The organism is Aliamphritea ceti (genome assembly GCF_024347215.1).
GTDB classification, from domain to species: Bacteria; Pseudomonadota; Gammaproteobacteria; order Pseudomonadales; family Balneatricaceae; genus Amphritea; species Amphritea ceti.
Map to the genome: position 1 here is coordinate 1,244,669 of NZ_AP025282.1, position 13,613 is coordinate 1,258,281.

Annotated in this window: 13 protein-coding genes; all 13 read left to right on the forward strand. The window is 46.2% G+C overall.

The features are described 5' to 3' along the window. Positions 1-6: 6 nt before the first annotated feature. The 13 genes from lepB (at position 7) to adk (ending at position 13,416) form a co-directional block, all read left to right on the forward strand. Entirely contained in the window at positions 7-834 is an 828-nt protein-coding gene (gene lepB / locus OCU49_RS05680; RefSeq protein ID WP_261844012.1) for a signal peptidase I, read from the forward strand. A gap of 19 nt (positions 835-853) precedes the next feature. After that, positions 854-1,222, forward strand: coding sequence for a DUF4845 domain-containing protein (locus OCU49_RS05685; protein WP_261844013.1), 369 nt, complete (start codon positions 854-856; stop codon positions 1,220-1,222). Beyond that, the gene (gene rnc, locus OCU49_RS05690; RefSeq protein WP_261845199.1) at positions 1,222-1,905 is read left to right on the forward strand and encodes a ribonuclease III; all 684 of its coding nucleotides are present in this window, start codon (positions 1,222-1,224) and stop codon (positions 1,903-1,905) included. The genes OCU49_RS05685 and rnc overlap by 1 nt, the downstream gene beginning before the upstream one ends. Continuing rightward, a complete protein-coding gene (gene era, locus OCU49_RS05695; protein ID WP_261844014.1) occupies positions 1,902-2,837 on the forward strand; it encodes a GTPase Era in 936 nt (311 codons plus the stop codon). The genes rnc and era overlap by 4 nt, the downstream gene beginning before the upstream one ends. A gap of 26 nt (positions 2,838-2,863) precedes the next feature. Next, positions 2,864-3,550, forward strand: a complete 687-nt coding sequence (recO, locus tag OCU49_RS05700; protein WP_261844015.1) for a DNA repair protein RecO — start codon at positions 2,864-2,866, stop codon at positions 3,548-3,550. Between the two features lie 127 nt (positions 3,551-3,677). Further along, entirely contained in the window at positions 3,678-4,457 is a 780-nt protein-coding gene (gene pdxJ, locus OCU49_RS05705; protein ID WP_261844016.1) for a pyridoxine 5'-phosphate synthase, read from the forward strand. A 9-nt stretch (positions 4,458-4,466) separates the two neighbouring features. Then, on the forward strand, positions 4,467-4,841 hold the full coding sequence (locus tag OCU49_RS05710; protein WP_261844017.1) for a holo-ACP synthase: 375 nt from the start codon (positions 4,467-4,469) through the stop codon (positions 4,839-4,841). Positions 4,842-5,006: 165 nt separating this feature from the next. Further along, positions 5,007-5,903 carry a cysteine synthase CysM gene (gene cysM, locus OCU49_RS05715; RefSeq protein ID WP_261844018.1) on the forward strand — a complete coding sequence of 299 codons (897 nt, stop codon included), beginning with the start codon at positions 5,007-5,009 and terminating at the stop codon, positions 5,901-5,903. 326 nt (positions 5,904-6,229) lie between these two features. Next, the gene (gene relA, locus OCU49_RS05720; protein WP_261844019.1) at positions 6,230-8,488 is read left to right on the forward strand and encodes a GTP diphosphokinase; all 2,259 of its coding nucleotides are present in this window, start codon (positions 6,230-6,232) and stop codon (positions 8,486-8,488) included. Between the two features lie 25 nt (positions 8,489-8,513). After that, a complete protein-coding gene (gene mazG, locus OCU49_RS05725) occupies positions 8,514-9,329 on the forward strand; it encodes a nucleoside triphosphate pyrophosphohydrolase (protein WP_261844020.1) in 816 nt (271 codons plus the stop codon). Positions 9,330-9,362: 33 nt separating this feature from the next. Continuing rightward, on the forward strand, positions 9,363-9,755 hold the full coding sequence (locus OCU49_RS05730; protein WP_261844021.1) for a hypothetical protein: 393 nt from the start codon (positions 9,363-9,365) through the stop codon (positions 9,753-9,755). Between the two features lie 106 nt (positions 9,756-9,861). Further along, positions 9,862-12,468 (forward strand): phosphoenolpyruvate carboxylase, encoded by a 2,607-nt coding sequence (gene ppc / locus OCU49_RS05735; protein ID WP_261844022.1) that lies wholly within the window; start codon positions 9,862-9,864, stop codon positions 12,466-12,468. Positions 12,469-12,759: 291 nt separating this feature from the next. Beyond that, on the forward strand, positions 12,760-13,416 hold the full coding sequence (adk, locus tag OCU49_RS05740) for an adenylate kinase (RefSeq protein WP_261844023.1): 657 nt from the start codon (positions 12,760-12,762) through the stop codon (positions 13,414-13,416). The last annotated feature ends 197 nt before the right edge of the window (positions 13,417-13,613 follow it).

Below are 13,613 nucleotides of genomic sequence, written 5' to 3' on the forward strand. Positions count from 1 at the left end.
ATAAGCATGGACTTTGATTTTGCACTGGTGCTGGTATCGCTAACCTTTCTTGCTTTGCTGGGCTGGGTATATGACCGGGTAAAGCTGTCTGCGAACCGCCGTCAGAGGATAGCCGTTGCAGCGACCCAGGCAGAAGAGAATGGCTTAACGCTTTCAGATGATATGCTGGATGGTCTGAATAAAGAAAATCCGCTGATTGATACTGCCCGTTCATTATTTCCGGTGTTATTTGTCGTTTTGATTTTACGGTCTTTTCTGGTTGAACCGTTCCAGATTCCATCCGGATCAATGTTGCCTACTTTGAAAATTGGTGACTTTATCCTGGTGAATAAATGGGAATACGGTTTCCGTTTACCGGTTCTGGGCACTAAAGTTATTCCTGTTGGGGATCCTCAGCGTGGCGATGTAGTGGTGTTTAAATACCCGAAACAGCCTACCGTTAATTACATTAAACGTGTTGTCGGTTTGCCTGGCGACCACATTGAGTATGTCAACAAAGTGCTATACGTTAATGGCGAGGCTCAGAAGTTAGATGTGTTAGCTCAGATACCGCCTGCAAGGCCAACAAGAGAGCTGATGACGGAGCAGTTAGGTACAGTTAAACATGAGATTTATCGTGACTTGTTACCTTCTCCGCAACCTCGTCAAACCGAATGGGATGTACCGGAAGGGCATTACTTCATGGTTGGGGATAACCGCGACAACAGTAACGACAGCCGTTACTGGGGCTTTGTTCCTGATGAGTTGTTGGTGGGTAAAGCGTTTTCGGTGTGGATGCACTGGAACTCTTTCTTCTCCATACCAAGTTTTGGCGATGCCAGGATGATTAAGTAACCTCAGAGAGGTCTGCAATATGAGACGACAACAGCGTGGAGCATCTTTTTTTTCCACAATGATGATTTTGATGGTGATCGGTATTTTTGCTGCGGTGGGCCTGAAGCTTTATCCGGTATATTTTGATCACTATCTTATTAATTCTACTGTTGTTGAGCTGACTGAAAATAAGTCAGATATTGCTAAATCGAATCGTGAGATTCGAATTTTGTTGTCTAAGCGTTTTCGTATTAACCAGGTTAAGTTGCCTTCTGAAGAAGCGCTTAAACTGGAGCGGGACGCTGGTGTATTAACTATTACACTGAATTACCAGGTCGAAGTGCCAATGTTTTATAATGTTGCTGCTTTGGTAAAGTTTGATGAGAAGTATGAAGTGATTCCCCGTTGATTATTAAGTCTGTCACTGAGTTAGCCCGTAAGCTTGATTACACTTTTAAAGATGAAAGTCTGGCAGAGCTGGCCGTAACCCACCGTAGCCATGGAAAGCGCAATAATGAGCGTTTGGAATTTCTTGGCGATTCTATTCTGAATTTCGTAATTGCTGAGGCGCTGTTTAGGCGCTTTCCTGAAGCAAAGGAAGGTCAGCTTAGCCGTCTTCGTGCGCAACTTGTTAAAGGCGAAACCCTTGCGGAAATTGCCCGTGAAATGAAGCTTGGAGATTATCTCAAGCTCGGCTCGGGTGAACTGAAAAGTGGTGGTTTCAGGCGCGATTCAATATTGGCGGATGCGGTTGAAGCTATTATCGGTGCGATTTATTTAGACAGCGATATGGAAGTCTGCCGCGGCTATGTACTTGATTGGTACAAAGCGCGTCTTGAGCAAACCAATTTACAGAATACCCAGAAAGATTCTAAAACCCGTTTGCAGGAGTTTTTACAGTCCCGCCGGGTTGCTTTACCTGAATATGAACTGATGTCAGTTGAAGGTGAGGCGCATCAGCAGACTTTTTATATTCGCTGTACTGTGAGTTTACTGGAGAAGCCAACCGAAGGTGTTGGTAACAGTCGTCGTCAGGCTGAACAAGAAGCAGCACGTCAGGCGCTGATAGAACTGAAGGTAGATGTAGCATGAGTCGTGATTTGAGTTATATGCTGGCTGAGCCGAATGATAATCAGCACTGCGGTTTTGTGGCCATTGTTGGTCGGCCCAATGTCGGTAAATCTACCCTGCTAAATTATATTCTTGGTCAGAAGTTAAGTATTACTTCCCGGAAACCACAGACGACCCGTCATCAGATTTCAGGTATCAAGACTGAAGGTGATATTCAGGTTGTCTATGTAGATACACCGGGCTTACATAAAGATCAGGATAAAGCGATTAATCGCTATATGAATAAAGCCGCGAGTTCAGCATTGAGAGATGTGGACGCGGTTATCTTTATTATTGACCGTACTGCCTGGACAGAAGAAGATCAGATTGTATTTGATAAGGTTCAGGGGGCGAAGTGTCCGGTTATTCTGGCTGTGAATAAGATTGATCAGCTGGAAGATAAAGAGTCTTTATTACCGCATCTGGCTGTGTTGTCAGAAAAGATGGATTTCCACGAAATTATTCCAATTTCTGCAGAAAAAGGCACGAACGTTGACCGTCTTGAGTCGGCGATTAATGCTCAGATGCCTAAGAGTATGCACTTTTATCCAGAAGATCAGATTACTGACCGTAGTTCGCGCTTTTTAGCGGCGGAGTTAGTGCGTGAAAAACTGATGCGAAATCTGGGTGATGAAGTGCCTTATGGTACGACAGTTGAAATTGAAGAGTTTGGTAGAAATGAACGCGGCATACTCAACATTCATGCCCTGATTCTGGTTGAGCGGGAAGGTCAGAAGCGTATCGTTATTGGCGATAAGGGCGCCAAGATTAAAGGTATTGGCCGGGATGCCCGTATTGATATGGAAGACATGTTTGAAACTAAGGTTATGTTAAACCTTTGGGTCAAAGTACGCTCTAACTGGTCTGATGATGAGCGCGCCTTGCGCAGTCTTGGTTATAACGATCTGGACTGATCTGAATATCTGGCTGGCGGCTTAACATGGCTTTTCAGATTGATGCACAAGCTGCTTACGTTTTACATAGCAGACCTTATCGGGATACCAGTGCGCTGGTAGACTTCTTTACCTTGGAGCAGGGTAAAGTGAGTGCTGTTGTAAAAGGCGCGCGTAATGCGAAGTCTAAATTTCGTGCGGTACTGCAGCCTTTTACGCCGTTACAGATAAGTTGGCGTGGAAGGCAGGATCTGAAAACTCTGGTCAGTGCTGAAGCCGTTGCCGCACCGATATTTCTTACCGGATCTTCACTTTTATGTGGCCTCTATGTTAATGAGTTACTTGAGAGGTTGCTGCAGAATATTAATCCTCATCCCAAACTCTATGTGTATTATCAGTATGTTCTGAATGAGTTATTGTCCGGGGAGGATATCGAGGTCGCTCTGCGGGTTTTTGAACGTCAGCTCCTGCAACAACTTGGCTATGATTTCGACTTTTCCCGGTGCTTACCTGAGCGTCATTATTGTTTTCATCCTGAACAGGGCTTTTATCAGACCAGCCCGATGAATCGTGCTGCATTTCCGTCTGAATTACTGCAGGCAATGTCCGGGGAAGAGTATAGTCAGGCAGATGTGCGTAGAACCGCTAAGCGATTAATGCGTCAGGTGTTTGATCATTTACTCGGACATCAGCGTTTACGCAGCCGTGAGTTATTCACTAAAATAAATACTTAGGTTGTCAGAAATTATTAGTAACTAAGGTAACGACTTAATTTGTTCTTGAGTAGTTTCGTTTAGTACTTACTTATATTTTGTTTTTATTTGGCCGGCTCAACAGAGCGCGGTGTATTAGGGGATTACAGTGATCGAACCGAAACGCTTACTTCTTGGGGTTAATATTGACCATATCGCGACCTTACGACAGGCGCGTGGTACACGTTACCCTGATCCGGTACAGGCAGCTGCGATGGCAGAAGAAGCTGGTGCTGATGGTATTACCGTTCATTTGCGTGAAGACCGTCGGCATATTCAGGACCGGGATATCTATCTGTTAGCTGAAACGCTGCAGACCCGTATGAATTTCGAGATGGCGGTTACAGATGAAATGTTGTCCATTGCGGAAAAAGTAAAGCCATCCCATGCCTGTCTGGTGCCTGAAAAGCGTGAAGAATTAACCACTGAAGGTGGTCTTGATGTTGTCGGTCAGGAAGCTAAAGTAAAAGCTGCCTGTAACCGTCTGGCTGCTGCTGGTGTAGAAGCCTCATTGTTTATAGATCCGGATAATGCACAAATTGATGCGACAATTCGCTGCGGTGCGCCAGTGATCGAATTACACACGGGGGCATACGCGGATGCTGAAACTGCAGAAGAGCAAGCGGCAGAGCTTAGCCGTATTCGTGAAGCGGCCAGTTATGCGTATCGTAAAGGTTTAATTGTTAATGCGGGCCATGGTCTGCATTACCATAATGTCGAGCAGATTGCCGAAATCCCTGAACTTGCAGAGCTAAATATTGGGCATGGCATCATTGCCAGAGCAGTGTTTGTTGGTCTGAAAGAAGCGGTTTCTGAAATGCGTGATTTATTACGGGTCACACAAGCGCGTATCCAGCCACAGCGTGATGCGTTGCAGTCTGGTAAGTAAGCGGCTGTTATGATCTGTGGAATAGGCACTGATATTCTTGATATCGCCCGAATTGAACTGGCGCTGGCACGAACGCCAAAGTTGTCAGATCGAATTCTGACGCCGGCTGAGCGTGAAGCGTTTGCTGAAAGTGCTCAGCCAGCCAGGTTTTTGGCAAAAAGATTTGCCGCCAAAGAAGCAGCCGTAAAAGCCTTAGGTACTGGTATTGGCCATGGTATCGGCTGGCAGCAGTTCGAGGTGAGTCATGATGCACTTGGTAAGCCTTTGCTAGCAGTGACCGGAAATGCTGAATCCCGGGCTGAGGCCGCAGGTATTCGCGCCTGGCATTTGTCCTACAGTGATGAGCAGACACATGTTGTTGCTTTTGTTATCGCGGAAAACTGATCGGTAGCTTTACCACTTAAGTAGCGATTGCATGTGGTAGTTTCACTTGAGCTTTACTGACTGTCTCGTTAGTATCCGCTATATAGATTGCATTTTAAAAAACAGTTTTTTTATGCAAAAAAGTTATATTTATGCGCCCGTCTGTGTGGGCTTGTCAGGTGACTTATGACGATTCAATTCCCAACCATCGAAGATTATGTCGGCAATACACCGCTGGTGCGTTTGCAGCGCCTGGATGTTGGCAAGGGTAATACTGTGCTGTGTAAGCTGGAAGGTAATAATCCAGCGGGCTCAGTAAAAGACCGTCCTGCGATGAGTATGATCCAGCAAGCTGAAGACCGTGGTGATATCAAACCGGGTGATATCCTGATTGAAGCGACATCGGGTAATACCGGGATTGCGTTGGCGATGGCTGCAGCTATCAAAGGTTACAAAATGAAGCTGATCATGCCAGATAATGGCAGTGAAGAACGAAAAGCCTCAATGACGGCCTATGGTGCTGAGCTCATTACTGTTACGTCTGACGAAGGCATGGAAGGTGCCCGTGATCTGGCTCTGAAAATGCAGGCTGAAGGACAGGGTGTTGTGTTAGACCAGTTTGCGAATATGGATAATCCGGTAGCGCATTATACAGGTACTGGTCCGGAAATCTGGCAGCAGACTCAGGGTACAATCACGCACTTTGTTAGTTCTATGGGGACAACCGGTACGATTATGGGGACGTCCCGTTACCTGAAAGAACAGAATGCGGATGTTGAAATTATTGGCCTGCAGCCAAGTGATGGTGCTTCTATCCCGGGGATTCGTCGTTGGCCAGAAGAGTATTTGCCATCTATTTTTGATGCTTCTCGTGTTGATACAGTGCTTGATATTGGCCAGGAAGAAGCGGAAAACACTATGCGTGCCTTAGCTAAAGAAGAAGGTATCTTTTGTGGTGTGTCTTCAGGAGGGGCTGTTGCCGGTGCATTACGGATAGCACAGCAAGTTGAAAACTCTGTCATTGTTTGCATTATCTGTGACCGTGGAGACCGCTATTTATCCACAGGTGTATTTAAGAGTTAAGACTGCTGGAAAACTTTCAAAAGGCAGCTTCGGCTGCCTTTTTACGTTTTAGGGTATCACTTAATAAAACTGAACTTGCTCGCTATCGATGGTCATACAGACTAAAATGTGCGCGCAATATCTAAGGGGTTTAAGGTTGTTTGTACACTCTTGGTTTAAAGCAGTTGTAAGAACGCGTTGTTAATAGCAGTGACTGATTTAGTCGTAGCTAGTTGAGCAGTAACAATTGAGCAGTAGTAAAGAATAAAAATTATAAGTGTGTTTCTCAGGGGTAAACAAGCACAGCAAGGTATCGCTTTGCTGGCATAGAGGGAGTGGCGTGAGCCATGGTTAAAGTACGTGAAGATCATCCTATTCATGATGACGGCAGTGTTGATCTGGATTTATGGATAGAACGTTTACAAGAACAGGTCGAGCTGGATGATGTAGAAGTCGTTCGTCAGGCTTGTGAGTTAGCACAAAGTTTAAAAGGTCAGGAAGCACCGCCAGAAGAAGCCTGGGCTGAAACAGAAGACAGTTACGTCACAGGTTTGAAAATGGCACAGATTCTGATTGAGCTAAATCAGGATCAGGATGCACTGGTGGCTGCGATTCTGTATCGCAGTGTGCGTGAACAGAAACTGGCGCTGGATGATGTTCGCCGTCGGTTTGGTGCAAAAATTGAAAAGCTGGTCGATGGCGTCCTGCAAATGGCTGCGATTGGCAGTCGGCAGAATCCCCGTCGTGAAAAAGTACTTGGGCAGAGCGGAAATCCATTAGATAACGTCCGGCGTATGCTGGTCTCGATGATTGATGATGTCCGTGTTGTTCTGATCAAGATTGCAGAGCGTACCTGTGCTATTCGTGGTGTAAAACAGGGTTCCCGCAAGAAGCGTTATATCGTCGCCCGTGAAGTGTTTGATGTGTATGCCCCTTTGGCGCACCGTTTGGGTATCGGCCATATAAAGTGGGAGTTGGAAGACCTTTCGTTTCGTTACCTGAAACCGAATGATTACAAGCGCATTGCAGGTTTACTGGACGAAAAACGTCTCGACCGTCAGGAGTTCATCGGCACTGTGCTTGAAATCCTGGATACTGAGTTAGATCAGGCCAGTATTAAAGGTGATATGTCTGGCCGTGCCAAACATATTTATAGTATCTGGCGCAAAATGCAGCGTAAGAATATCGACTTTAATCAGGTCTATGATATTCGTGCGGTACGGATTCTGGTTCCTGAAATTCGTGACTGTTATACCGTACTTGGGATTGTGCATGGTTTATGGCGCAATATTCCGCATGAGTTTGACGATTACATAGCATCTCCGAAAGCAAACGGGTATCGCTCTCTGCATACCGCTGTATTTGGTCCGGATAATAAGGTACTTGAGATTCAGATCCGTACTCATACGATGCACGAAGAAGCTGAGTTGGGTGTATGTGCCCACTGGCTTTATAAGGGAACAGATACTCAGTCGCAAAGTTCTTCTTATGAAGAGAAGATCGCCTGGTTGCGTCAGGTTCTTGAATGGACTGAAGATCTGGGTGGCAGTGAAGAATTCTCAGATATGATCAGTGGTGATGTAACCCACGACCGGGTGTACGTGTTTACACCTGATGGTCATGTGGTGGATATGCCTTCTGAGTCAACCCCGGTGGACTTTGCTTATCGGGTACATACTGAAGTTGGCCACCGTTGCCGTGGTGCAAAGGTGAATGGCAGAATAGTTCCACTGACTCGCCAACTGCAAACCGGTGATCAGATTGAAATTCTAACCTCGAATGTGGAGCATCCCCGTCGTGACTGGTTGAACTCTAACCTTGGCTATATCACTAATTCCCGCTCCCGTGCCAAAGTACAACACTGGTTTAAAGAGCAGGATAAAGATAAGAATGCTGCAGCGGGTCGTAAGATAGTCGAACGCGAATTCCACCGTCTTGCGATTGAGTTAGCAGAAATTAATTTTAGTCAGTTAGCTGAACAGGTTAATTACAAAAATTCAGAAGATATGAACGCTGCACTCGGTGCCGGAGACTTGCGTTTATCCCAGATTATTAATGCTGCGCAACAGCAGGTAGAAACAGAGCAGGTTGATGAACAGCTGGATCTGGAGTTGCCGTCTTTTGTTGAGAAGTCATCTGAAACCTATGAAGGTATTAAGATTCGTGGTGTTGGTAATCTGCTGACCACAATTGCTTCATGCTGTAAGCCGGTTCCGGGTGATCCTATCATTGGTTATATCACCTTGGGCCGTGGCGTTTCGATTCACCGGGAAGATTGCAACAATGCGTTCCAGCTACGTCAGAACGAAGCAGAGCGAATCATTGAAGTAAGCTGGAGCGAAGAAGGTGAATCGACTTATCCGGTCGATATCTTTATTGAAGCTTTTGACCGCTCTGGACTACTGCGTGATGTGATGATGGTGTTGGCTAATGAGGATATCAATGTCATTGCTGCTCAGACCCGGTCTGATAAGAAGAGCAACGTTGCTCAGTTGAGTCTGACTGTTGAGATTGGTCGTCTGGATCTGCTGGGGCGGATTATGGATAAGATTAATCAGGTTCAAAACGTAACAGACGTGCATCGTCAGCGTAACAGCGGTCTGTAGCAGGCCGCTGCAGCAGGAATATTTCATGAAGTCATATACTCTGGATGATTTACTTTATTTGATGAACCGTCTGCGGGATCCGCAGACCGGCTGTCCATGGGATATAAAGCAGGATTTTGCGAGTATTGTTCCCCATACATTAGAAGAAGCTTACGAAGTTGCTGATACTATCGAGCGTAAAGACTGGCCGCATCTTCAGGATGAGTTAGGTGATTTACTCTTTCAGGTTATTTTCTATGCGCAACTGGGTAAAGAACAAAACAGTTTTGATTTCGAAAGCGTAATTGATGGTCTTGTAACTAAGCTAATTCGGCGCCATCCCCATGTATTTCCTGATGGAGAGCTCACTGCTGAGCGTGTCGGTGGCGAATTAACGGATGCTGAGATTAAAGCTAACTGGGAAGCAATAAAGCGTCAGGAACGTGCTGATAAACCGGTGGCTAAAATGCGGGTGTTAGATGATGTTCCCAGAACATTACCGGCGATTACCCGAGCTGAAAAACTGACCCGTCGGGCCTCTCAAGTGGGTTTTGACTGGGGGGCGGCATTACCGGTTTTAGATAAAATCGAAGAAGAAATTGCAGAGTTACGTGAAGCTATTGCTGAGGGTAATTTAGATGAAGTGCGTGATGAGTTTGGCGACTTGCTTTTTGCTCAGGTAAATCTGGCACGGCATTTAGGTATTAATCCGGATACTGCATTACGTGGCTGTAATCAGAAATTTGAACGCCGTTTTAATTATATTGAAGATCAGGTAGATGCCGGAAAAGGTGACTGGCATGCTTATAGTCTGGATGAATTAGATGCCTGGTGGGATGAAGCAAAACTGAAAGGGCTGTAATAACAGTTCTTTAGTGGCCGACAGGAAATAATTATGGGCTTACCACCGGTTAAGTTTATTGTTATCGCAGGTTTGATTATGTTGCTGGCGGTGTGGAATCACTTCCGCGAAGCAGATCAGCGTCAATTACTGTTAGCTGAAGGCTTTGTTGTTACTTCAGAACTAGATGGCTCACCGGCTATTCTTATTAGCGAAGTGCGTCAGCAGCTGGCAGTTTTATACCCTGATGGATTTGTGCGTACTTCTTTCGATCAGGTCGCCGGTATTGATATGACTTTTCAACTGAATAGCCAGCAGGAGCGAATGAATCACCAGCTGGTTATTACGCTTAAAGACGCTGCTGAAACCAGGTGGCGGATTCATTTTCCTAATGATGGCCTGCTGGAAACAGCTAAATCCAGCCTGGATCGTTTGATCCAAAACTGAGTTTTTCAGTTCATTTATTAGCCTTTCTTACTCGTCCGTTCGGCCTATTGTGCCAGCATCAGATTGGAGTAATATCGTAATCAAATGCCCGTCTGAGGAGATTACGATGAATAGTCTGCACGAAGACCTACGCGATGATGTAAGGATGCTGGGGGATTGTTTGGGGAAAATTATTGCGGCGCAACGCGGCGATGATTTTGTAGCAAAAATTGAGCAGATACGCCATTTAGCCAAACAGGCGAGAGCCTTAGGACAACCTGCGGATGATGAATTGCTGGAAACACTGGGGCAGTTATCAGACGATGAGCTGCTTGCAGTTGCCAGAGCATTTAGCCAGTTTTTAAACCTTGCCAATATTGCAGAAGAACACCATCGTGTGAGACGTCGTTCGGGAATTCTTGATGCATGCCACAGTGATTCTTTCTGTGGCTTGTTGGGGCGTTTGCTTCATCAGGGACTTAGTAAACAGGACATCGCCAATCAGGTAAGTCAGTTAGATGTAGAGCTGGTACTGACTGCACATCCCACAGAAGTTAACCGCCGTACCCTTATTCAGAAATTTGATGCCATAACCGACTGCCTTAAGCGCAACGATCGGGACGAGTCCGTGCGGTACCGTTTACAGGATCTGATTGCCCAGGCCTGGCATACCAATGAAATTCGTACTCACCGCCCAACGCCTGTTGATGAGGCTAAATGGGGCTTTACGGTTATTGAAAACTCTTTATGGCAGGCAGTTCCAGCGTTCTTGCGGCGCTTAGACCGACAGTTATTCGATGCAACTGGTCATCACTTGCCTCTTGATGCTGCTCCGGTTCGTTTTGCTTCCTGGATGGGAGGCGACAGGGATGGTAATCCAAATGTAACCGCGGATGTGACAGAGCGGGTTTTGCTATTGTCGCGTTGGATGGCGACAGACTTATATCTGAAAGATATTGAGCAGCTGCGGATTGAGCTGTCGATGGCGGACTGCTCTGATGAATTGCGTGCAGCAGTGGGGGACCATAAAGAGCCATACCGGGAATTACTGAGAAAATTGCGACAACGTTTCCGTACCAGTCAGCAGAGCCTTCAGCAATGCTTACAGGGAATGCCGGTAGATCGAGATGACATGATTATTACCCGTGAGCTGGTGGTCATTCCCTTGATGCTGATTGATCGCTCTTTGCGACAATGCGGTATGGACGTCATTGCTGATGGCCTGCTACAGGATATGTTACGCCGAGTGTCCTGCTTCGGTCTGAGTCTGGTGCGTTTAGATATTCGCCAGAACGCCGACCGTCATGAACAGGTAATAGCGGAGTTATGCGAATATTATGAACTTGGTGGTTATTTAAGCTGGTCAGAAACTGAAAAGCAGACATACCTTATTGGTGAGTTACAAAATAAACGGCCTTTATTACCTTCTCGCTGGCAGCCTTCAGATGATGCTGCGGAAGTCATTGCGACTTGTAAAGTGGTTGCCCGTGAAGAGGCTGATGCTTTAGGTTCTTATGTGATTTCTATGGCGAGCCAGCCTTCTGATGTACTGGCAGTTATTCTGTTGTTGAGGGAAATGGGTATTCAGCACAATATTGCAGTTGTGCCGTTGTTTGAAACTCTTGATGATCTGGACAATGCGAGCAGTTGTATTGAGCAACTGTTAGATATTCCCTGGTACAAAGCTTATATCCAGGGGCATCAGGAAGTTATGATTGGATATTCTGACTCAGCTAAAGATGCTGGTCAGTTAGCCGCTGCGTGGGGGCAATACCGTGCGCAGGAAGCGCTGACTGCACTGTGTAAATCCCATGATGTACATCTGAAGCTGTTTCATGGCCGTGGTGGTACCGTTGGCCGTGGCGGCGGACCAAGCCATACAGCGATACTGGCGCAACCACCAGGGTCAGTAAATGGTAGTTTAAGAGTCACTGAGCAGGGGGAGATGATCCGCTTTAAGTTTGGTGTACCTGAAATTGCTGAAAGAAATATGGAGCTGTATGCGTCAGCGACGTTGGAGGCTACCTTAGCACCTCATGCTAAACCAAAGCCTGAGTGGCGCGAACTCATGACACAATTGTCTGGCACAGGGTTGCGGCACTATCGACAGGTGGTACGTCATGATCCGCAGTTTGTTGCGTATTTTCGTGCAGCGACACCGGAGCAGGAGTTAGCGAAGTTACCTTTAGGCAGCCGGCCAGCTAAACGTAAAGCTGATGGCGGTGTTGAAAGTCTGCGGGCGATTCCCTGGATTTTTGCCTGGACTCAGATCCGCCTGATGTTACCTGCATGGTTAGGCAGTGATAATGCTTTACAGGAAGCCGTTGATCATAAGCAGTTGTCCCTGATTACTGAGATGAGGCAGCAGTGGCCTTTTTTTCGTTCGTATATAGATATGCTGGAAATGGTGGTGGCTAAAGCAGATGAAAATATTGCTGCTTATTACGATAAACGTCTGGTTTCAGATGAACTGACGGTTCTGGGTGCGGATCTGCGTTGCCGGTTGGCACATACTGTTTCTCTGGTGAAGCAGATAAAAAATCAGAGTGAATTGCTGGTGGAAAATCCGGTGATCAGACAGTCGATAGATGTACGTAATCCTTATATTGATCCACTGCATTTATTACAGGCTGAATTGCTTTATCGCGACAGAAATCAGCCGGATGAAAAGCTTGAACAGGCACTGATGATTACCATGGCAGGTATCTCTGCGGGGATGCGAAACACCGGATAATCCTGTTTCAGGCTAAAACTGTCGTATCCGGGCAAGATGTTAGCCTATTAGGGGGTTGAACCCGACAGCGGTTTTGACTAGCCTTGATGGCTTGTATTTGCTTTGGCAGTTTTATATTGCTGACAAGTCAGAGCGAAGCGCCGGTGTCTGAGCAGATTTCACCGAGTTAAGCAGGGCTGGCGATACACGCATACGATGCGTGACGTACAAGAGTTCGGAACAGAATTTTACTCCGGTTGCTAAGGCAGCCTGAGTCCAGATTATTATAAATTGACGAGGAGCAATCCTGATATGCGTATTATTCTTTTAGGCGCCCCAGGTGCAGGTAAAGGTACTCAGGCACAATACATTTGTGACAAGTACAGCATTCCACAGATCTCAACCGGCGATATGCTGCGTGCGGCGGTGAAAGCTGGCACACCACTGGGTATTGAAGCGAAGAAGGTAATGGACGCAGGTGGCCTGGTGTCTGATGACATTATTATTGGACTGGTGAAAGAGCGTATTACTGAAGCTGACTGCGTAAACGGTTGTCTGTTTGATGGTTTCCCTCGTACGATTCCTCAGGCTGATGCTATGAAAGACGCCGGTGTAGAGATTGATGCTGTCGTAGAAATTGATGTGGCTGATGAAGAAATCATCAAGCGTATGAGTGGTCGCCGTGTTCATCCGGGCTCTGGCCGTACATATCACGTTGTTTTTAATCCGCCTAAAGAAGAAGGCAAGGATGACGCGACCGGTGAAGAGTTGGTCCAGCGTGACGATGATCATGAAGATACCGTACGTTTGCGTCTGGGTGTTTACCATGAGCAAACAGCGCCTCTGGTTAGCTATTACAAAGGTTGGGCTGATGAAACACCAGAGTCTGCGCCACAGTATAAATACATTGCCGGCGTAGGCAGCGTAGATGATATCCGTGATGCAGTATTTGCATCGCTTGATGCGTAATCACTAATTATCAACATGAAAAATGGGCCTGATGGCCCATTTTTTTGTCTGAGTGTTTGTTTTATGGGCTAGTGTGACTAAATTTTGCACAGCACTAATCACCGCTAAGGCCTTTATATTAGGGAGTTTTAATTAAGTAGAAATGATTATGTGCAGAATAACGCACAGTTTTTTCTTGTTTTTAACTTTATCCAGAG